This window comes from Parapedobacter pyrenivorans, from assembly GCF_014636865.1.
In the GTDB taxonomy this organism is placed as follows: Bacteria; Bacteroidota; Bacteroidia; order Sphingobacteriales; family Sphingobacteriaceae; genus Parapedobacter; species Parapedobacter pyrenivorans.
Genome location: NZ_BMER01000001.1, coordinates 2,862,234 through 2,882,943, shown reverse-complemented (window position 1 = coordinate 2,882,943; position 20,710 = coordinate 2,862,234). Strand labels below are relative to the sequence as shown.

At 45.4% G+C, this 20,710-nt stretch carries 19 protein-coding genes; 16 read left to right on the top strand and 3 right to left on the bottom strand.

Going from position 1 to position 20,710, the window contains the following annotated elements:
- The first annotated feature begins 19 nt into the window (after positions 1–19).
- On the top strand, positions 20–916 hold the full coding sequence (gene bla, locus IEV98_RS11375; RefSeq protein ID WP_262892477.1) for a class A beta-lactamase, subclass A2: 897 nt from the start codon (positions 20–22) through the stop codon (positions 914–916).
- An 8-nt stretch (positions 917–924) separates the two neighbouring features.
- On the opposite strand, the gene IEV98_RS11370 is transcribed toward bla, so the two are convergent.
- A complete protein-coding gene (locus IEV98_RS11370; protein ID WP_188505946.1) occupies positions 925–1,740 on the bottom strand; it encodes a penicillin-binding transpeptidase domain-containing protein in 816 nt (271 codons plus the stop codon).
- Positions 1,741–1,969: 229 nt separating this feature from the next.
- Here IEV98_RS11370 and IEV98_RS11365 point away from each other — a divergent pair, with 229 nt between their 5' ends.
- The gene (locus IEV98_RS11365) at positions 1,970–2,701 is read left to right on the top strand and encodes a metallophosphoesterase (protein WP_229738692.1); all 732 of its coding nucleotides are present in this window, start codon (positions 1,970–1,972) and stop codon (positions 2,699–2,701) included.
- Positions 2,702–3,265: 564 nt separating this feature from the next.
- Here the strand turns inward: IEV98_RS11365 and IEV98_RS11360 are convergent.
- Positions 3,266–3,982, bottom strand: a complete 717-nt coding sequence (locus IEV98_RS11360; protein ID WP_188505944.1) for a 3-ketoacyl-ACP reductase — start codon at positions 3,980–3,982, stop codon at positions 3,266–3,268.
- A 286-nt stretch (positions 3,983–4,268) separates the two neighbouring features.
- Between IEV98_RS11360 and IEV98_RS11355 the strand changes: the two genes are divergently transcribed.
- From IEV98_RS11355 to IEV98_RS11290, 14 genes are all read left to right on the top strand, one after another.
- A complete protein-coding gene (locus IEV98_RS11355; protein ID WP_229738691.1) occupies positions 4,269–4,781 on the top strand; it encodes a DUF2975 domain-containing protein in 513 nt (170 codons plus the stop codon).
- Positions 4,782–4,810: 29 nt separating this feature from the next.
- Complete coding sequence (locus tag IEV98_RS11350) at positions 4,811–4,996, top strand: helix-turn-helix domain-containing protein (protein WP_443094353.1); 186 nt, start codon at positions 4,811–4,813, stop codon at positions 4,994–4,996.
- Positions 4,993–5,871, top strand: coding sequence for an ABC transporter ATP-binding protein (locus IEV98_RS11345; RefSeq protein WP_188505941.1), 879 nt, complete (start codon positions 4,993–4,995; stop codon positions 5,869–5,871). Before IEV98_RS11350 ends, IEV98_RS11345 begins: the two co-directional genes overlap by 4 nt.
- 53 nt (positions 5,872–5,924) lie before the next feature.
- Positions 5,925–9,041 (top strand): ABC transporter permease/M1 family aminopeptidase, encoded by a 3,117-nt coding sequence (locus tag IEV98_RS11340; RefSeq protein ID WP_229738690.1) that lies wholly within the window; start codon positions 5,925–5,927, stop codon positions 9,039–9,041.
- 719 nt (positions 9,042–9,760) lie between these two features.
- Positions 9,761–10,126, top strand: a complete 366-nt coding sequence (locus IEV98_RS11335; protein WP_188505939.1) for a PadR family transcriptional regulator — start codon at positions 9,761–9,763, stop codon at positions 10,124–10,126.
- Between the two features lie 3 nt (positions 10,127–10,129).
- On the top strand, positions 10,130–10,549 hold the full coding sequence (locus IEV98_RS11330) for a hypothetical protein (protein WP_188505938.1): 420 nt from the start codon (positions 10,130–10,132) through the stop codon (positions 10,547–10,549).
- A gap of 187 nt (positions 10,550–10,736) precedes the next feature.
- Positions 10,737–11,312 (top strand): Crp/Fnr family transcriptional regulator, encoded by a 576-nt coding sequence (locus IEV98_RS11325; RefSeq protein ID WP_188505937.1) that lies wholly within the window; start codon positions 10,737–10,739, stop codon positions 11,310–11,312.
- A 68-nt stretch (positions 11,313–11,380) separates the two neighbouring features.
- Positions 11,381–11,833, top strand: a complete 453-nt coding sequence (locus tag IEV98_RS11320) for a carboxymuconolactone decarboxylase family protein (protein ID WP_188505936.1) — start codon at positions 11,381–11,383, stop codon at positions 11,831–11,833.
- A 498-nt stretch (positions 11,834–12,331) separates the two neighbouring features.
- Positions 12,332–12,973 (top strand): Crp/Fnr family transcriptional regulator, encoded by a 642-nt coding sequence (locus IEV98_RS11315; RefSeq protein ID WP_229738689.1) that lies wholly within the window; start codon positions 12,332–12,334, stop codon positions 12,971–12,973.
- Between the two features lie 97 nt (positions 12,974–13,070).
- Positions 13,071–13,865: a sulfite exporter TauE/SafE family protein gene (locus IEV98_RS11310; RefSeq protein WP_188505934.1), complete on the top strand. Its 795-nt coding sequence runs from the start codon at positions 13,071–13,073 to the stop codon at positions 13,863–13,865.
- 90 nt (positions 13,866–13,955) lie between these two features.
- The gene (locus IEV98_RS11305) at positions 13,956–14,516 is read left to right on the top strand and encodes a YeeE/YedE family protein (RefSeq protein WP_188505933.1); all 561 of its coding nucleotides are present in this window, start codon (positions 13,956–13,958) and stop codon (positions 14,514–14,516) included.
- Positions 14,517–14,522: 6 nt separating this feature from the next.
- The gene (locus IEV98_RS11300) at positions 14,523–15,023 is read left to right on the top strand and encodes a DUF6691 family protein (RefSeq protein ID WP_188505932.1); all 501 of its coding nucleotides are present in this window, start codon (positions 14,523–14,525) and stop codon (positions 15,021–15,023) included.
- A gap of 50 nt (positions 15,024–15,073) precedes the next feature.
- Positions 15,074–16,468 carry an MBL fold metallo-hydrolase gene (locus IEV98_RS11295; RefSeq protein ID WP_188505931.1) on the top strand — a complete coding sequence of 465 codons (1,395 nt, stop codon included), beginning with the start codon at positions 15,074–15,076 and terminating at the stop codon, positions 16,466–16,468.
- 34 nt (positions 16,469–16,502) lie between these two features.
- Positions 16,503–19,055, top strand: coding sequence for a cation-translocating P-type ATPase (locus IEV98_RS11290; protein WP_188505930.1), 2,553 nt, complete (start codon positions 16,503–16,505; stop codon positions 19,053–19,055).
- A gap of 114 nt (positions 19,056–19,169) precedes the next feature.
- On the opposite strand, the gene IEV98_RS11285 is transcribed toward IEV98_RS11290, so the two are convergent.
- The gene (locus IEV98_RS11285; protein WP_188505929.1) at positions 19,170–20,594 is read right to left on the bottom strand and encodes a sulfatase family protein; all 1,425 of its coding nucleotides are present in this window, start codon (positions 20,592–20,594) and stop codon (positions 19,170–19,172) included.
- Between the last annotated feature and the right edge of the window lie 116 nt (positions 20,595–20,710).

The window sequence follows — 20,710 nt, the reverse complement described above, 5'->3', positions numbered from 1 at the left end:
TGTACAGTTGGTCTTGTCCGTGTTTTACTGTACCGCTTTATTTTTATTACTCGCAACAAGTTGCAAAGCACAATCCGACAAGACTGATCTGCTTAGAAATAAAATTGAGCAGATAGTATCCCGCAAAAATGCGGTAGTTGGAGTGTCAATAATCGGAAATAATGGAAAAGACACGCTTTCAATAAACGGAGATGAACAATTTCCAATGCAAAGTGTGTTTAAGTTTCATATTGCATTGGCAGTATTGTCAGCGATTGATAAAGGTGCATTATCATTAGACCAACTAGTAAAAATAGATAGAGACGACCTTTGGAAAGGCTCCTGGAGTCCACTTAGAGATGAAAATCCTAATGGAGGTAACTTTACAATTGAGAAATTAATTCAATACACAGTTTCCCACAGTGACAATACAGCCTGTGATGTTTTAATAAGTCTTATCGGAACGCCTAAAACGGTTGAGGAATATATAAAAAAGAGTGGTATAGAAGATATAAAAATCACTTTTAACGAAAAAGAAATGCAGGAAAAATGGGAGAATATGTTCCAAAATTGGACAACCCCGAACGCTGCAAACGAAACCTTGAAAATATTTTTTAAAAATAAAAACAACTTACTTTCAAAAAGAAGTTATGATTTTTTTTGGAAAACGAATATAGAAACAACAACAGCATTAGGCCGAATTAGAGGGCAGCTCCCTCAAGAGATTATTGTCGCTCATAAGTCTGGATCTTCTGGTACAAATAAGGAAACTGGAATTACGGATGCTGTAAACAATATTGGGATTGTCTTTTTACCAAATGGAGCGTACTTTTACATTAGTGTTTTTGTAACAAAATCTCATGAAAATGACAAAACGAATGATAAAATTATAGCGGATATTGCGAAAGCTGCTTATGACTTTTATACTTGCCCATAGGTAATTACTTATAATGCGCCGAGTCGGCGCAGCACGGCCTTGGTGATGTCAAGACGGCATTTCATGAAGTCGCCGCTGGGTGTACCGTTGGCCTTGGTGATGCGCGTGGCGAAGAAATACACATTGTCCCTGCGCTGGACGTAGCCGACCCACCAGCCGATGTCTTTACCATCCTGTACGCCCCAGCCGGTCTTGGACCGGATCGTATAGTCGCTTGTCTGTTCGGTGACCATGACGTCTTTGAGGATATCGAGGTTGTGTTTGGAAAAAGGCAGCTTTTCTTCGTAAACGTTGACCAGCATTTCGACCTGATCGCGAGGAGCAACTTTGAGTGGCCCGAAATTCCAGAAGTCTGCATGTTCCGACACCGCGGCATTGCCGTAGCCGATGTCGTGCAGCACCTGTGCGTAGCGTTGGCGGCTGACCTTTTTGGCCAGCTCCATGAACACCCAACCGGCCGATACCTCGAACGCATGCCGCACGGTCATGTCCCGGTAGGTGGATGGTCGGTAGCCGTATAGCGCCGTATCGATGGACCCGACCCAGCCCACCGTATCCATTTCGCTATCGATGACACCCGCTTCGAGTGCGATCAGCAGATTGGGGATTTTGAAGGTGGACGCGGGCACGGTTTCGAGCCAGGAGTCGGTGCTGTCGCTGGTGATCCATTTGCCCTGCTTATAATCGAATACTGTGATGCTGCCTTTGAAGCCGCAGTCGCGGAAGGGCTGCTGGAGGTCGGGCCGGTGCGGCTGTGCGGAGACTCTGCTCATGGCCACGATGGCCAATAAGCAAAACAGGGATGGGGTGTGCGTTATGTTCATTCAGAAATAATTATTCATCAATTGTCTGCCTTCATGGCATTCATGAGTGCTTCGCAATTTGTTCTTAATGGCCTCATGGAACCTGCGCCTTCATCGTTTGTTCGTCAGGCACCCACATGGCAGGTTTCATTGCAGTAAATATAAACATAAACGGAGCAACGGGGGATTGGCCAGGGTAAAAGCTCATGTCATAAGTGCCCTTTCCGAGGCTTTTTTATTATCTTTAACCGTGCAAAAATATGGCAGGACGTTTGTAATCGGGGATGTGCATGGTGCCGCCAAGGCACTGGAGCAATGCCTGGAACGTTCGGGCGCGGACCTGACGAACGATCGGATCATCCAGCTGGGTGATGTGGCGGATGGGTATGCGGATGTGTACGCCTGCGTGGAAATCCTGCTACGCGCGAAGCATTTGATCGCATTGAAGGGCAACCATGATGACTGGTTCCTGGACTTCATCAACACGGATTTCCACCCGCACTACTGGAACCATGGCGGTCCGGGCACCCTAGAATCTTACTTGGAAAAAGCGGATAAACCGGGACGGTGGCGCGCCACGGAGTCGGGATACAAGACCGCATTGGTTTCATCGGACATCCCCCATGCCCATCGCCAGTTCTTCATGCGGCAACGTCACTATTATGTGGATGAAAGGAATCGCTGCTATGTACACGGTGGATTCAAGCCCGGTGTGCCGCTGGAATTGCAGCGCCCGCAGGATTTCTATTGGGACCGCACGCTGTGGGAAAACGCCCAGCCGGTACCGGAATTCCATGAAGTCTACCTTGGCCATACCCCAACCATCAATTGGGAGACCGACCAACCGATGAATGCGTACAATCTCTGGAACCTGGACACGGGCGCTGGCCATTCGGGCAGGCTGACCATCATGGATGCGGACACGAAGGAATACTGGCAATCTGACGCCCTGCCTGACCTGTACGCAAAGGGGTATCGCTAAGATGCACAATTTCGCCCGCGCCCTTCGTTCTGAAGTGCCGTGTATAAAATTTAAAAGGTGAAAGCTAGAAAATAACCACCATACTTATTATCTTTATTGTAACCAATGATTGCCGTGAATGAACAAACAATGAAATTGTGCAACCCAAGGACGTAATTGCGCTCAAACCCCAAAAAGCCTGTTCAGTATTTTAAACAAGCGGTGTAACTGTACCTATAAGTCAATTGTGAAATATAGAAAACCAGATAATCATGAAAAGTATACTAGTCATATTATTATTTTCAACTTGCCACACAGGGTTTTCACAAACATTCGATAATGATTCGATGTCAACGGCGCTCAGCCAATTGGTGGATTATAAAGTTGACTATGAAAGGCTCAAGAATGCCGAATTAAATCCGGAACGGTATTCAAAGAGTAAAGATTCCGTATACGCTGTATATGTTGCCCAATGCAATAAAATTAAAAGTAAACCAGACCTCGGCCTCCCCTGCCCTGAGGAAAATCGGTATTTCTGTAATTGATACACATAAGTTGCGGAAAAAAGAGAGATTTGTTTTCATGCTATGGGTTTGTGCTGAAAATTGACCCGTTGGCGATCAGAGCACGGCGGTTCATCTTCAGGATATCCAATACCCATTGCGCAAAATCTTCGGACTGCAGCACTTTATCCGGATTGCCGTCGGTTAATTTCAGCTGTATGCTCATATCGGTGGCAATAGTACTGGGAGTCAGGGTAATGACACGGATATCGTCTTTGCGCCATTCTGCCATCATGGATTGCGAAAGCGATATCACCGCCGCTTTGGATGCGGCATAGGCGGACATGCCACCGCCCGCTTTCAGCCCGGCGGTAGAGGCCACATTCACAACATCACCTTGCCCGGAGGTTTTCAGGTACGGATACAGAGCTTTGGCAACGTAATACACACCAAAGAGGTTAATAGCAAAGACTTTCTCAAAATCCGCGGAGGACATTTCCATTACCTTGCCGAATTGCCCGACTCCGGCATTGTTGATTAAAATATCTACGCCACCCAATGCTTCGGCCAGCTTCTCGATGCCGCTTTTCACCTCCTCCTCATTGGCTACATTAAACACTGCATAGCTGGCCTTCACGTCGTATCCGCGAAGCTCCGACACCGCCGTTTGGAGGTTTTCCTCATTTTGCCCGGTGATACCGACATGTACGCCTTCAGCGGCAAGCGCAACCGCCACCGCTTTTCCTAAACCGCGGCTTCCGCCCGTTATAATTGCTTTTTTCCCTTTTAAACTACTCATCTTTATCCGTATTCGTTGATTCGTTCAAAAATAGTAATATTCCGGGAAAAGCACAGCTCCATTAAGGTGATGACAATGGTCCTTTTGGAGCTATCGGCATGTCTGATATTCGCTCCCCGTGGATATGCTCATACCTGAACATACGGCGCGTCTTCCGGCGGATGTCTTTGATAAAATGCTCGGTGGTGCGCTAAGAATAGAATCATTTAGATTCGATTTACCGTTAAAGTTATTATCGTTTTATTTTAATTTATATATTTGTTATATTAATTCTAATGACATACTAATGAAACGGACAAAAATCGTTGCTAAGACGCTAAACATCGCCAGTCGGGTGCTGGCCATAGGGTATTCCGCCACCACTTTGTATGCTGGGTTCTGCATAACGACGGGAATTGGGACTGGTTTGGCTGAAGAAAACCTTTTACACATTTTTTATCCCTTTACCTCAAAGCCATTTCTCATTGTGGAAAACACTCCGCTTTACATTATATTTTCGTTCTTCCTTCCCTTAGGGCTATACAGCATATTCTTTTGGTTGGTATCAAACGTGTTCGGGGCTTTTCTGCAATCCCCCTTGTTTACCTCCCAAAATGTAGTTCACTTAAAACGGTTTTACGGATTTAATCTGATCGTACCTGCTTTGGCAACCGTAATTGCTAGTTTCTTTGTCCCGGTTGAAGATTTCATCATTGCACTAATTGCTTTACATTTAATACTCGGGGTTTTCATCTATTTCTTCGCGGAAATTTTCAATCAAGGCATTGGATTGCAAAAAGAACAAGACCTATATATCTGATTATGTCAATTATTGTAAACTTAGACGTGATGCTGGCCAAGCGTAAAATGCAAAGCAAGGAATTGGCCGAAAAAATCGGGATTACTACCGTTAACCTTTCCATCTTAAAAACAGGAAAAGCCAAAGGAGTCCGTTTTGAAACGCTCGAAGCCATCTGCAAAGTTTTGGAATGTCAGCCCGGTGATATTTTGGAATATAAAAAAGATGAAAAATGAACATATTAAGTATTTCTGGTCTCCATAAAACCTACCCAAACGGAGTGAGAGCCATTGATAATATTTCATTCGAAATTGGGAACGGGATGTTTGGGCTGTTAGGACCAAACGGTGCGGGAAAATCATCGTTGATGAAAACGATTGCTGGTCTGCAAAAAGCAGATGGTGGTGAAATTCTATTTAACGGTGAAGATGTCCTAAATGACCCCTCATCAATAAAAAAGCATTTGGGGTTCCTTCCGCAAGATTTTGGGGTATATCCTAAAGTTTCAGCCTATAATTTGCTCAATCATTTGGCAATCTTGAAAGGCATCACAAAAAGAAACGAGAGAAAGGCACAAATTAATGAACTGCTGAATAAGGTCAATCTATATGAACAACGAAACCGGGAAGTACATACGTTTTCGGGTGGAATGAAACAGCGTTTTGGGGTGGCACAGGCACTTTTGGGCACCCCAAAAATCATTATTGTTGACGAACCCACCGCAGGGCTCGACCCCGAAGAACGAAACCGCTTAAACCTGTTGCTTAGTGAAATTAGCAAAAACAGGATTGTTATCCTTTCCACACATTTGGTAGAGGATGTAAAAAACCTTTGTTACCAAATGGCCATTATCCAAAACGGAACGTTATTGTGTGTTGGAGCTCCTTCAGAATTGATGACAAAGATTGACAATAAAATCTGGCAAAAAGCAATGACCCATGTCCAATTTCAAGAATTCAAAACAGGGCATTCGTTTATCAATTACGAGTTTAAACAAGGGGAAATTTGTGTTAATATTTTCTCTGAACACCACCCCGAAGGTTTTACCAAAGCATCGGCGACATTGGAACACGTTTATTTTCATCACCTTAAAACAAATTCTACCCAATGAACCCGATTTTGCTTTTCGATATCAGGTCTTTCAGCAAACCAACCGGGTATATTGTGCTCCTTTTGTTGATGGGAGCCGGTCTATATGCAGGTTACCAATTCAACCTTACTGTTGGGGAAGGCATTTTCCTGAACGGAGCCTACACTATCGGATTTATGTTGGGGTTTTTAAGCCTATCGCTCGTTTTTATAGCCACTATCTTTGCAGGTCAATTGCTGTTTCGGGAAAGGGATTCCCGTTTCGATTTAATTGTATTTTCTACGCCCGTCAAAGAGGACCATTTTGTTTTAGGTAGGTTTCTTTCCTTCTTCGCATTAACCTTTCTATGTTTTTTATTTATGACCCTTGGGTTTATTATCGGTCAAAACTTACGGACCGGAACTGAGATGAACCCCGGTTTTCATTTATCCTATTATCTCTATCCGCTGATAGTCCTGGGAATTGTTAATTCCTTAATTGTATGCAGCGTTTTGTTCTTTTTAGGTGTTTTTACTCGAAACAAAATGGCCGTTATTATTGGTGGGTTATTACTCTACGTTTTGTACATGGTTGTATTGCTTTATTCGGATTCGCCCTTTATGGCAGGCGCATTACCCCAATCGGAAGCTGCCCAAACAATTTCGGCCATAACCGACCCATTTGGCCTCTCCTCCTATTTCTACCAAGCCAGGAACTTCACAGTGGCAGAACGTAATCATACCTTGGTTCCACTTTCGGGTATCTTTCTGTTTAACAGATTGGTAATCTCATTTATTTCCCTTTTTCTAATAGCTATCTCAATAAAATATTTTTCATTCAGGGCGGGAAATAAGCGATTTGGAAAAAGTAAAAGCCTTCGGATTATCCAAAAAGCAGGTTTTAACCCCCTAACTGCAAACCCCGTAACTATCCGACAAAATTATCATCGGGCCAGCAGCATAAAAAGCATCCTTTCATATACAAAAGTAGATTTGATTTATGCGTTTAAAAGCATCGCTTTTTACGCCATTTGTCTGCTTATACTGTTTTATGTGGGCATGGAAATATATGCCGCCATTGACCAAGGCATCCGCTTTCCCCAACACTATGCAAGTTCCGGATTAATGGCACAAACCATCAACAAGAATTTTTATTCGCTTGGCGTATTTATATCAGTTTACCTTGTTAACGAATTTTATTGGCGTAGTCGCACCTCCAATTTTTCATTGGTGGAAAACACAACCTATTTCTCTTTTGTAAAAACAGGCTCACATTGGTTGAGTATTTCTGTCCTTCTCATTGTTCTTTTACTTTTATTGATTTTGGAAGCGGTTGTTTTTCAATGGGTATTCAATTACCTGCATTTCGATGTGACCGCTTATTGGGGTGTCTTCGTTTTTAATATTTTCCCACTGATACTTTTATCGGGGTTTGCCGTATTGTTAAACGCGGTGATGAAAAGAAAATATCACGCATTGGCGGTTTCGGTCGTTTTTGCCATAATATTTGCCTCTCCTCTTTCCAAAACCCTTATCCGGTTTCCATTATTTCGGTTTTTAACGGGCTATAATGGTGCTTATAGTGATTTTTTGGGGTATGGCATTTATCTGAACAATTTTATTCAGCGGCTTTTGTTTGGCTTGGGTGTTCTTCTCATTTTCTGGTTGATGCTCGATTATTTGAAAAGAAAAAAATTCAATTTCCCCAAAATCATAATAAACATAATTGCTTTGGGACTTGTTCTCTATACTGGAAGCAATTTTCAAAAAGGCTACTTGGCCAAAGATGAAAACACCCAATTCCTGAAATCTGCCAACTACGAAAAGAAGTACCGTACGTATCAAAATCTTCCACAGCCCACAGTGGTAGCGGTTAAAACCCGTATAAATTTATACCCCTCTGAAAATGCTTATACCATTGACGGAACGTATTCAATAAAAAACCTAACCGGACAACCTATTAACAGTATCCTATTCAATTTTGACGAAGCCCTTCAATTGAAAAAGGCGGTTTTTACATTCAACGGCCAACCGTCTGAACTAAAAGAAAAGACGGAAGTCTTGACACTCACCACACCATTGGCTCCCGGAAACGAAGCGAAATTAGATTTTTCGTTGCGTTACCAATGGCATTCGGTTAACGGCCACGACCCGATGAATGCCATCTTCGAAAATGGTTCTTTTATGCGTATAAGTCGATACTTTCCGGCAATTGGTTATCAATCAGGATATGAAATCCCGGAAAATAAAAAAGACAAAAGGGTTGAATTTGGCCTTGGTGAGCCTACCGGAATTAAAAAATTGGAAGCCCCGGAAACCAATCTTCAAGATTTTATTGATTTGGATATAACAGTTTCCACAACATCCCGTCAAACAGCCATTGGAACTGGGGAATTGGTGAAGCAATGGAAACAGGGCGACCGAAATTATTTTCAGTACAATGTTCAGGATATTCCCTTCCGGTTTGCAGTTTCTTCAGCGGAGTATGCGGTTAAAAAAGCGGCTCATAAAGGTATAGAAGTCAAGGTTTTTTATCATCCCTCCCATTTTGAAAACGTAAACCGGCTGATTGAAGATGCCAAACAATCGCTGGATTACTGTACCCGGAATTTTGGTGATTATCCGTTTAAATCGGTGTCGTTTGTAGAAGTGTCGTCTTTCACGGCAGGTTTCAGCGCCACAGCATATCCATCGGCAATCTTTATGACAGAAAACATGGCTTTTCACACCAATGTAGAGGCCAACAAAGGCCAAGATGTTATCAACGAATTGGTTGCTCACGAACTTTCCCACTTCTGGTGGGGAAACAACCAGATTTCGCCCGATGACAGGGAAGGGGCCGTAATGCTTACCGAATCGTTGGCTATGTATACAGAAATGATGCTATACAAAGAAAAATATGGCGAAAAGGAGATGAAAAAGCGGTTGAAGATACACGAACAGATTTATCAATCAGAAAAAGGGTTTTCCGAACTTCAGCCACTGTTCAAAGTAACATCCGAACACACACACTTATCTTATTCTAAAGGCGCAATAGTAATGGTGAAGCTTTCAGAAGAAATAGGAGAACAACGATTGAACAATATACTCAAAAATTTTATGACGAATTATAAATATCCGAAACGTGCAACCACATTAGATTTCCTGAAAGAATTAAAGCAAGAATTAATACCTTACGAATACGAGAGAATTGAAAGTTTGTTTACGCAATAGTGTGTAGGCATCTTTTAATTTTCATACTTGACCTTTGTTTTACGTCGCTAAACTCCGATTATGCGCGCCAGTGTATTTTAACTTTAATGCGTGAAATCTTCTTTATTTCTTTGTTTTATTTAAATCAAAACATATAAACTATACACATTATAGAAACACAAAATCAATTCTACTTTTAGCGATGGGAAAAATGGGTGTTGTTTATATTAAACGCAAGAACTTATCAAAAACAAGGGTAGCAAAGCTAAAAAGAAATGGATAGCGGATTACCAAAATTGCAAATGGAATTATTTAGCTTTTTGGCCGACAACGAAGACTCCTGAGTACGGGGAGGGGTCCGATCCAATGGGTTAGGGGCTATATTAGTGACGGCATTTTAGTGAGAATCGCTGGCGGCATTTTAGTGATAAGTTACCTATCCGGTAAAAATCGTTGCTCACTTAGTCTGCGCCAACATTGAAAACTTTTCTTTCCAGAGTTAGTGGCTTAAGATAGAAAACACTACACCTATTTGATTTTTCTGCCGGCGGATGCAGATTCACATGCGTGGCAAGTATCACGACCTTTTGCGTTGCCGATGGTCTCGCAGCTTGATATGTGTGTCTTCGACCAGCCGTAAATCGGACAGCACATATTTGAAAAAAACACCAACTATTTTGAAAACCAAAAATTAGTACTACATTTGTATTATACAACTTGTATAATACAAATGCAACAATATGGGAAATGAAGGAAAACTAAAGGATCTACTATCTTCTTGGGAAGATACGTACAAAAAGGGACAGCTTACCTTATGGATTTTCCTTTCACTCCGAGAAAGTGAAAAATATGTTGAGGAAATTAAGGAATTTGTGGAAACGAAATCTAACGGAACCATAACATGCGAGGAACAGAGTTTGTATCGTGCGCTGAGAAAGTATGAGCACATCGACGTGTTGAAATACGAACTGCGAAAAGGAATGAAAGGCCCAGAAAGAAAATATTATTATTTAACAGATTTAGGTAATGAGCTTTTTAATCGGTTCGTAAGCAGAAACATTAGTCTACTTTATTCAGAGGAAATTAGAAAATTTTTAAAATCATAAATTATGAAAGCAATAACACCCTGTCTTTTAAGATTTGCGCTAACGGCAACAGGATTAACGATAATATTCCGATACTTTTTGAGCTTTGGAATAGAAGATGGATCATCAATTGCCATTATTTTGTCCGCGGTTTCATACGGAATTGCCATGTTCATTGGCGGGCTTTATTTTGGCAGAAAAGATGGAGCGTATCTACCCGTTTACGACGTTGGATTCAGATTTCATTTCATCACATATTTAGTTCATAATAGCGTTTCCGTATTGTGGTTCGCTTTTGGATTGAATTCGCAGTACGAGCAAATAGAAACGGTTTATGCAACAGCCATTATCTGGGGGATATTCCTAACTATCCATTTTATATTTTTTCTATGGGCAAGGAAAAATTCAATTAATAGCCTTAACAAAGAAGATCTATTTGAGTAATTATATTACCTCCGCAGGTAGCCAATGTGTAGAGCAATAAGGCTATTACGAAAAGCACAACCACACGTATAACAGAGACGTTGGGCCCTTCTGAATAACAGGAGTTTTTGGGGCTTGGCTTAAGGTAATTAATAGTGAGGGATTTAATTTGTATTTTTGTTACTCACAACACATTTATTAACATTTAATGTCTTTAATATTTCAGCAACATATAGAAAAGTTCGTTCAAATTTCTAATGATGAATTTGAAGAAATCAAAAAATTCTTTGACACGAAAGAGGTGGCTAAAAAGGAAAATCTATTAGAGGAAGGGCAGATTTGCAGGCATCATTATTTTGTATTGACTGGTTTACTAAGAAAATTTTACATCAACGAGAAAGGAGTTGAACAGACCACCGAATTTGCCATTGAAACTTGGTGGCTTACTGATAACTTTGCCTATGAACGCAACGTCCCCACAGAATTTTATATCCAAGCTGTAGAAAAATCTCTAGTGCTTTATATCACTCAAGAGAAACAGGAAAAGCTACTCGAGAAATTTCCGGTAATGGAACGCTATTTCCGTTTTATTTACCAGCGTGCCTTTGCAGCAGCTCAAAAACGTGTTAAATTCCTTTTTTCATTTTCGAAAGAAGAATTTTATTTCCAAGCGGTTAAAAATCATCCCGATTTTGTGCAACGTGTTCCTCAATATTTAATCGCTTCTTATTTGGGTTTCACTCCCGAATATTTAAGCGAAATACGCAAGAGGCCTCTTTCTTAAACCAGTTTAAGTTCTTTCATTTCCTTATTATTCAATTTTGTATGGAACAATTTTAAAAAAATAGTACAATGCAAAAACGATTTAACATTAAGGAAGCGGCTCCAAATGCACTAAAAGCGATGGTTGGATTAGAAATCTATACTTCTCAGTCATCTATATCCAAGACAGCCAAAGAACTTATAAAAATACGTGCTTCACAAATCAACGGCTGTGCCTATTGTATCAATATTCACACTCAAGATGCCATTAAAAATGGTGAAACCAATCAGCGTATTTTTCTATTGAATGCCTGGAGAGAAGCTGAGGGTATTTTTACAGAAGAAGAGAAAGTAGTGTTGTCAATAACGGAAGAAGTAACATTAATCCATCGAAATGGATTATCAGATGAAACCTATTCCAATGCCTTACAATTTTTTAGCGAAGCCCAAATTGCAGATCTTATAGCTGCCGTAATTACCATCAATCTTTGGAACAGGATTGTATTAAGCACTCACCTACCTATAGGACAAAGTCTTAAATAGGAGTGATTTAAAAAAATAACAAGTTAATGATTTGTGATTTTTACGGGTTGGTTTGCGAGTGTCTGACCGGTTGGTAATTTAATATTCAGCTGTTGAGGTAGGGCTTGTCAAAAGCGGGGAAAGGGCAGTCGCTTGAGACTTTTTCATATTCTAGCTTTCAGATTCCATTGAAGATACTAAGAGAAGATATGATCGCTATAAGAGTCGGTAAGAAACAAAGCCCCGAAACGGGGAGAATCGGGGCTTGTTAACTAACCAATTATAAACCTAAATTATAAACTAGTATAACGAATGTTGGCATCATTTTATTGCAATTAACTCTTTAAGAGTTAAATAGACAACGTCAATTGTGGGTTTTTAACCCTCCCGGTCTCTAAAGCGATGTACACGTCCCCTTCCGGATGAAATGATTTTTGTCAACATCGAATTTCAATTTTTGTCTGGCATCTCAAAACGCGTAACTTTATCAACCTCAAATTAAGCAATAAAATGGCCATCATGCAAAAAGCGATCATACAAGACTACCTAAATAACTATTTCAGCCATTTCGAACCGAAACTTAAAAATGCTTTGGCCAAGGGATGCACAATTAAAACTTTCCCCGCCGGCGAACAGCTGATGCAGACCGGGCAATATTTCAAGTCCACCATGCTGCTTGTGGGAGGGCTCGTCAAAGTATATCGGCAGGGAGACGACGGTGGTGAGTTCTTCGTTTACCACCTGGAACCGGGCAGTGCTTGCGCGCTGTCAATGATATGCGCCACCAAACAGGAAAAAAGTGAAGTGCTCGCCACTGCCGTTGAAGATACCACGGCATTGCTGGTTCCGATTGCGATGATGGACGACCTGATGCGTGACTACAAAACCTGGTATTACTTTGTGTTGGAAACCTATCGTTCGCGTTTTGAGGAATTGCTGGAGGTGATCGACCATATTGCGTTCAAAAGCATGGACGAACGGCTGTCCTATCACCTCGAAAAGCTTAGTAAACAGCATGGTTCCAAGGAACTGTACACCACCCACCAACAGATTGCCAGTGACTTGGGCTCTTCACGCGAAGTAATTTCGCGGTTGCTGAAAAAGATGGAACAGCATGGCAACGTCGTACTCCAGCGCAATTCCATTCAACTACGGAACTGATGATGACAATTTAATGTGAACCATGTGACCTTAGTCACCGACAACGGGCTATCCGACGACGACCTTTGCGATGGTTACTTACAACGATCGCAAAAAAATGGAAATTGTCGGTTATCTCGCTTCATTGTTTATCGGTATCGCCCTGGGCCTTATCGGTGGTGGTGGCTCCATACTCACCGTGCCTGTACTGGTCTATCTTTTTGGCCTCCCTCCCATTACGGCAACGGCCTACTCGCTATTCATCGTAGGCGCTACGAGTCTTGTAGGCGCATGGCCCAAATACCGCAAGGGATTGGTGGATGTCAAAACCGCCGTTATCTTCGGCATGCCTTCCATAGCCGCGGTATATGCCACACGCAAGTTTTTAGTTCCGGCCATCCCGGATACGATTTTCACCATAGGCGATTTTACCGTCGGAAAACCCACGGCTATCATGCTGTTGTTTGCCGTAATGATGTTTGCCGCGTCCATCTCCATGATCCGGAAAAAGCCCTGTAAGGACTGTCCGGACGATGCTGAAATCCAGTATAATTATCCCTTGATCATGTTGGAAGGTGTTTTGGTCGGTACACTCACGGGATTGGTTGGCGCCGGTGGCGGCTTTTTGATTATCCCCGCGCTGGTACTGCTGACCAAGCTGTCCATGAAAAAGGCCGTGGGTACTTCCCTGGTGATCATCGCGGCCAAATCCCTCCTTGGCTTTACCGGAGACGTCGCCAATATGCCCATCGAATGGGGATTCCTGCTGCTGGTTACCGGACTGGCCGTCCTCGGATTCTATGTGGGCAATGGGATTTCCGGCAGGGTGTCGGGATATAAATTGCAGAAAGGTTTTGGGTGGTTTGTGCTTTTCATGAGCATTTATATTTTAATTAATGAACTTTTTCTTTAAGGATCATATCCGAAGGTGACTGAAGTCACTGAATCGAGGCAACCATCGCTGGTATCTTTGTATAATGAATAAAAAAATCAATAAACGTTTATGATTGAATGGTTGAAACAACCGTGGCCGTGGTATATCGCCGGCCCGTTGGTGGGGCTTACGGTGCCCACGCTCCTGATTCTCGGTAACAAGCATTTCGGTATTTCGGCCAATCTGCGCCACGCCTGTGCGATGTGCTTCCCGTCAGACATCAAATTCTTTAAGTACGATTACCGAAAAGAGCTCTGGAATCTTTTTTTCGTCCTCGGCGCTTTCGGTGGCGGAGTCATCGCTATGTGGCTATTGGCAGACCCCAACCCCATCGTGGTCGATCCCGACCTTGTCGGCGAACTTGCCGGATATGGCATCAACGACTATTCGAGCATGGTGCCGAAACAGCTATACAACTGGGATTACCTGCTATCGGCACAAGGGCTCATCATGATGGTCGGCGGTGGATTCCTCGTCGGATTCGGCTCCCGCTATGCCGGAGGGTGTACCAGCGGGCACGCCATCATGGGACTGAGCACCCTGCAATGGCCTTCGCTCGTAGCAACCGTCTGTTTTATGATCGGCGGCTTTCTGATGGCCAATCTATTTCTACCATTTATTTTAGGATAACAGCTAATGGATAATTCAGCAACAGGAAATACGGATTTCGAGATACGCGCGCAGGATACCATATGCATCAATGAATCGCAACTGCAACACAAATGGTACCACAATATCAAATACCTGATCGTGGGTGTCCTATTCGGGATTGTCTTCGTGAAGGCCGAGGTAATCAGCTGGTTTCGTATCCAGGAAATGTTTCGCCTGCAATCGTTCCACATGTATGGCATCATCGGTTCGGCGATAGCCGTGGGTATCCTGTCCGTTTGGTTGATCAAGAAGTTTAACATCAGGACCATCTATGGCGAGCCCATCACCTTCACTCCGAAAAAATTCAACAAAGGCCAGATTTATGGGGGACTGATCTTCGGTCTAGGCTGGGGCCTTACGGGTGCTTGTCCGGGCCCACTGTTTGTACAGATCGGCACGGGCGCCACTGTGGTGGCCGTAGTGCTGCTCAGTGCGATTGCGGGCACCTGGATGTATGGTAAACTGCGGGATAACTTGCCACATTAATAAAGTAGAAAGTGACGTGCTCAATTTTTGACTCAATAAAATAAAAAGCTATGTTTTTTCAACACATTTATGATCAATCACTCGCTCAGGGTAGTTACTTGATCGGGTGCCAGGCGACCGGCGAATCCATCGTGATCGATGCCAAGCGCGACGTCGACACCTATCTTGACATTGCAAAGCAGAATGGCCTCCGCATTACGCATGTCGCGGAAACGCATATCCATGCAGATTTCCTATCCGGCACACGCGAACTCGCCGCACTCACCGGGGCAACGACGTACCTTTCGGACGAAGGCGGGCCCGATTGGCAGTACCAATTTGCGCACGAAGGGCTGCGCGATGGCAGCATTATTAAGGTGGGCAACCTCACTTTGGAGGTCATCCACACGCCGGGGCACACGCCGGAAAGCATCAGCTTCCTGCTGCGCGACCATCCGGCCACGGACGAGCCGATCATGCTCTTTACCGGCGACTTTGTCTTCGTGGGTGACATTGGCCGGCCGGACCTGCTGGAAAAAGCGGCGGGACTGATTGGGACACAGGATATCGGTGCACACCAATTGTTCCAGTCGCTGACGAAATTCAGCAACCTACCCCCTTACGTACAGGTATGGCCGGGGCATGGTGCCGGATCGGCCTGTGGAAAAGCGCTCGGTGCGGTACCCAGCACCACCGTAGGGTATGAGCTGATACGGAACTGGGCGTTCCGTTTCGAAAACGACGAAAAGGGGTTTACCGACTACCTGCTCACCGGACAACCCGAACCGCCGACGTATTTTGCTACGATGAAAAAGCTCAACAAGGTGGATCGCCCGCTGTTGACCCAAGTACCGCAGCATCCAAAGCTCACGAAAGACCAATTCCTTTCGGCATACCAGGCCGGTGCCAAGATCATTGATACCCGTCCCAAAATCAAGCATGCTACCGGAGCCATCCCCGGAAGCCTCGGCATCGAAAACAGCCGGTCGTTCTCCACATGGGTGGGCTGGCTGGTGGGGTACCACGAACAGATCGTACTCGTGGCCGGCGATGCACAGGTTGAAGACCTGACGCGCAAGCTCATGCGCATCGGCCTGGACAACATCCTCGGATATATATCTGGCGTGGATGACCTCGGGCTTACATTGGAAACGCGCAACATCATCGACATGGATACCTTCAGGTCGTTGCTTGGCAACGCAGATGTGCAAGTGGTCGATGTCCGCAGCGCCACTGAATACGCGGCAGGGCATGTACCGGGGGCCATCAACCTGTTTGTCGGTACGCTGGCCGACCACCTGGACGAATTGGATCGGAGCAAACAACTGGTTATCCATTGCCAAAGCGGCGCACGGGCAGCCATTGCCCAGTCGTTACTGGCTGCCCTGGGTTTCAAAGATGTGCAGAATTTCTCGGGCGGCATGGCGGAGTGGCGGCGACAACCCATGCCCAACGCGACGGAATAATCCGTAACTTTAACGTGTCATCACGTTCAGCAGTATGCCCTACCACATCCCCGGCCATCTAAAAGGCCTCACCGACAGCGAAGTAGCTGCTTCCAGGAAGCAATACGGCTATAACCAGTTAGCCACCGTCCGGAAAAGCTCGTGGCTGTCGCTGCTCATCGATATCGTCAAAGAACCGATGCTGATCCTACTCGTTGTCATCTCACTCATCTACGTGATTGTGGGCGATTACGGCGAAGCGGCGTTTATGTTTGCGGCCATCGTTGCCGTTTCTGCCATTTCCTTCTATCAGGATAACCGCAGCAAAAAAGCACTGGAAGCGCTGGAAAAGCTCAACGAACCGCTGAGCCGGGTGATCCGGAATTCAACCGTTGTCGACATCCCCACCCACGAGATTGCCGTGGGCGATCTCTGTATCACCGAAGAAGGAAAAATCATCAATGCCGATGGACGCATTGCACACAGCAACGATTTCTCCGTCAATGAAGCGTCGCTTACCGGCGAGAGCTTCTCCGTATTCAAGGACAGCCGGTCGGAAGACAACCGGGTATACAGCGGTACGCTCACCGTTTCCGGGCTGGCCGTCTTCGAAGTAACAGAAATCGGGAAGGAAACCCGTATCGGCAAGATCGGCGAGTCGCTGCTGACGATAAAGGCGGAACCCTCCCCCCTACAGCTTCAAATCACCCGGTTCGTAAAAACGATGGCCATTATCGGCATTGTCATTTTCCTGATGGTCTGCATCTTCCGGTACTACGAGACCGGCGACTTCGTTGCAAGCCTCCTCAACGGGCTGACGCTGGCTATGTCGGTACTGCCCGAAGAAATCCCAGTTGCGTTCACCACCTTCATGGCATTGGGTGCCTGGAAACTGATGCGGCAGGGCATCATCATCAAGCGAAGCAGCATCGTGGAAACATTGGGCAGCACCACGGTGATCTGCACCGACAAAACCGGTACGATTACCGAAAACTCGATGCAGCTGATCAACCTGTATGATTTCCGGACCGACAAGACCTACGACACGCCATCCTTCGGCGATCCGGAGCTGTCGACCCTCATTAGCTATGCCATGTGGAGCAGTGAGCCTGCCCCTTTTGACCCCATGGAGAAAACGCTTCACAACGTCTACGAGCAAACACAGCCGAGCGACCTGCGGGGCGACTACCATATGTTTCATGAATATCCGCTCGAAGGGAAACCTCCGATGATGACGCACTTATTTGCCGATGCCCACAAAAACCGGATCATTGCGGCCAAAGGTGCCCCCGAAGCCATCCTCAGCGTGTCCCGGCTTTCCGCCGATGAAAAAGAACGGGTACGAGACCGGATCAAAACATTCGCCCAGCAGGGATACCGCATACTGGGTGTGGCTAAATCCCAATTCGAAGGGGATGACTTCCCCAAAAAACAGCAGGATTTCGTCTTTGAATTCCTGGGGCTGACCGTCTTCTACGACCCACCCAAGAAAGGCATCAAAGACGTATTCCAACGGATTTACGACGCCGGGATCGCTGTCAAAGTCATCACGGGCGACAATGCCGATACCACGAACGCCATCGCCGCCCAGGCAGGCATCGTTAGCGATACCCAACCTGTAAACGGTGCCGAGATCATCAATCATTCGGAAGAAGAACTGATGCAGCTCTCGGCGCGCACCACGCTGTTTACGCGGATGTTTCCCGAAGCCAAACTGGCTGTGGTGAACGCACTGAAAAAACGGGGCGAAGTGGTAGCCATGCTGGGCGATGGCGTAAACGATGGTCCCGCCCTGAAAGCGGCCCACATCGGGGTGGCCATGGGCAATAAAGGGACGGAAATCGCCAAATCGGCCGCGGCCCTGGTGATCACCAACGACGATCTGGAAAAGCTGATCACGGGCATTGCCGCTGGAAGGCGGATTTATGCCAACATCAAAAAAGCCATCCAATACATCATTTCCATCCACATCCCCATCATTTTGACGGTTTCCCTGCCGCTGTTTCTGGGGTGGGTATTCCCACAGATCTTTACCCCGGTCCATGTCATATTCCTAGAGCTGGTGATGGGGCCCACCTGTTCCATTGTCTATGAAAATGAACCCATGGAACGAGACGCCATGCAGCGACCGCCACGGATTATGACCGACACGTTTTTAAACGGGCGTGAACTGATGATCAGCATCGTCCAGGGGTTGGTCATAACTGCCGGTGTGCTGTTAGCCTACCAACTGACTACCCAGGCTGGCGGAAGCGAAGAAAAAACGAGAACGATGGTATTTACCACGCTGATTTTCGCAAATATCCTGTTGAGCTTTGCCAACCGCTCGTTCTACTACAGCATTTTTGAGCGTTTCATGAGCCGGAATCTCTTGCTCACCGGCATCACCGTGCTGGTGCTGGTCATGCTCTTTGCCATCCTATACGTAAAGCCGCTTTCCCGATTTTTTGACGTGACATCCCTGCGGGTTTCCGAATTGGGAATTTGTCTGGCCCTAGCCGCGGTCTCGGTGTTGTGGTTCGAGGTTTACAAAGGATTCCGCAGAAAGGAACGCAGGGTTTTGGATCCCTTGACTGGGAAGGCAAAAAAGGATGCAAATCTACATTGAATACCGCCATGACAAGAAACTCCTGAATCCACCACAAAAGGATTTTATTATGAATACGGTAAGTTATTGCGGGATACTGCAGCAACTCGCGGTCTGATGCGTGGACGTATGCTGTTATGGGCGTTTAGGTATTTTGCCATAGAACGGATAGTGATCAAAAGGTTCTTCGGTATCGTTCACTGTATCTTTTGTATCCTTTCTCCATTTCATTAGACGAGAGGCCAGTTCTTGGCGAACTTTGGCGTAGCCCGAATCTTTCGCCAGATTTTTTAACTGATCGGGATCTTTTTGCAGATCATACAGTTCTTCTGCGGCTCTTTTGTCCAAATTCCATAAACGTAGTTTTTCATACGCAGGGTCATCTCTATTTTCCAGCAAAAGTTTCTTTGTATCCCCATCATCGATATCCCCAAAGAACCTGTTTGATTCCCGATTCTCCGGATCCCCCGCAGGCCAGCGATCCGGACGCAGGTTATTAATATATAGAAAGCGCGCTGTCCGGATTGCCCGCATCGGATAGCCCAGATTATCGGCCCGTACGTAGGCATGCCTTTCCCTTTCGCTGAAAATCTCGGCACGCGGATGTTTGCTTTTGCCGGTTTCAAGCAATGATAAAAGGGATTGGCCTTCCATTGATTTTGGCACCGCTATGCCTGCTGCCGAGAGAAAAGTCGGTGCCAGATCGACCAGGCTAACCATCTCGCTGGTTCTCCTTCCTTTAAAATGCCTGCCCCACCGCATAATAAGCGGAATATTGGTACTCCTATCATAGGCATTCGCTTTGACTCTTGGAAAGGGCATTCCGTTATCGCTCGTGATCACAATCAAGGTTTTATCATAAACTCCTTTTGCTTTGAGTAGCGCTATCGCTTTTTCTATGGTCTGGTCAAAACGTTTCGATTCCGCGTAATAGTCGAGGAAGTCCTCGCGCACCACGTTGCTGTCCGGCAACCATGCCGGCACCTTCACTTTCATGGAATCGATGCCCAGACTTTCTTTGAGCGATGGGTTGTATGGCCGGTGCGGGTCGTAGCTGCCTAGCCAGAAACAGAAAGGCGTATCATTTGGCTGATCCTGCATGAAATTCTCGAAACTTGGGTAGGATTTGCCTGCGGGATTTTCCTGATAACCTCCTTTCTGGAAGTTGCCAGGCCCCCAACCCTTTCCCTCCAGACCTACGCGATATCCGTTTTCAGCCAAGATACGGGCATAATTTTCGTGTTTCAGATGGAGTGTTCCATGCAGGTTACCCCCTTCGGCCAGCTGATGAGGGTATTTGCCTGTCAGGATGCTCGCCCTGGAAGGGGTACAGGAAGAAGCAGTGCAGTAGGCACGCTCAAAGACCACGCCGTCTTCGGCCAGGCCATCCATGCCCGGTGTGGTAATGGTACTGTCGCCATAAAGCGGCAAAGTCTTGGAAAGATCGTCCGCGATGATCAGCAGGATATTCGGTTTTTGGTTTTGCAATTCCTGCCCGTAGGCATACGAAGCGGTACAGAGCAATAGGAAGACTAAAAGAGTGCTTACAGGGTGTGGCATATGTTAATCAATAAACGCGCTTTCGAAAAAAAACCCGTTACCTTTTGTAAGATAACGGGTCCGCCCCAATGGGGTTAGGGGCTATCAACCTAAACCTAATGCTTAAACGGAAAAAC

Excerpts from the sequence above, each read along its gene's own strand:
- IEV98_RS11310 (WP_188505934.1), top strand. The coding sequence starts at position 13,071 with ATGGAAATTGTCGGTTATCTCGCTTCATTGTTTATCGGTATCGCCCTG.
- IEV98_RS11285 (WP_188505929.1), bottom strand. The coding sequence starts at position 20,594 with ATGCCACACCCTGTAAGCACTCTTTTAGTCTTCCTATTGCTCTGTACC.
- IEV98_RS11345 (WP_188505941.1), top strand. The coding sequence starts at position 4,993 with ATGAACATATTAAGTATTTCTGGTCTCCATAAAACCTACCCAAACGGA.
- IEV98_RS11350 (WP_443094353.1), top strand. The coding sequence starts at position 4,811 with ATGCTGGCCAAGCGTAAAATGCAAAGCAAGGAATTGGCCGAAAAAATC.
- IEV98_RS11300 (WP_188505932.1), top strand. The coding sequence starts at position 14,523 with ATGGATAATTCAGCAACAGGAAATACGGATTTCGAGATACGCGCGCAG.
- IEV98_RS11335 (WP_188505939.1), top strand. The coding sequence starts at position 9,761 with ATGGGAAATGAAGGAAAACTAAAGGATCTACTATCTTCTTGGGAAGAT.
- IEV98_RS11290 (WP_188505930.1), top strand. The coding sequence starts at position 16,503 with ATGCCCTACCACATCCCCGGCCATCTAAAAGGCCTCACCGACAGCGAA.
- IEV98_RS11360 (WP_188505944.1), bottom strand. The coding sequence starts at position 3,982 with ATGAGTAGTTTAAAAGGGAAAAAAGCAATTATAACGGGCGGAAGCCGC.
- IEV98_RS11295 (WP_188505931.1), top strand. The coding sequence starts at position 15,074 with ATGTTTTTTCAACACATTTATGATCAATCACTCGCTCAGGGTAGTTAC.
- IEV98_RS11330 (WP_188505938.1), top strand. The coding sequence starts at position 10,130 with ATGAAAGCAATAACACCCTGTCTTTTAAGATTTGCGCTAACGGCAACA.
- IEV98_RS11355 (WP_229738691.1), top strand. The coding sequence starts at position 4,269 with ATGAAACGGACAAAAATCGTTGCTAAGACGCTAAACATCGCCAGTCGG.
- IEV98_RS11305 (WP_188505933.1), top strand. The coding sequence starts at position 13,956 with ATGATTGAATGGTTGAAACAACCGTGGCCGTGGTATATCGCCGGCCCG.
- IEV98_RS11315 (WP_229738689.1), top strand. The coding sequence starts at position 12,332 with ATGCAAAAAGCGATCATACAAGACTACCTAAATAACTATTTCAGCCAT.
- IEV98_RS11370 (WP_188505946.1), bottom strand. The coding sequence starts at position 1,740 with ATGAACATAACGCACACCCCATCCCTGTTTTGCTTATTGGCCATCGTG.
- IEV98_RS11320 (WP_188505936.1), top strand. The coding sequence starts at position 11,381 with ATGCAAAAACGATTTAACATTAAGGAAGCGGCTCCAAATGCACTAAAA.
- IEV98_RS11325 (WP_188505937.1), top strand. The coding sequence starts at position 10,737 with ATGTCTTTAATATTTCAGCAACATATAGAAAAGTTCGTTCAAATTTCT.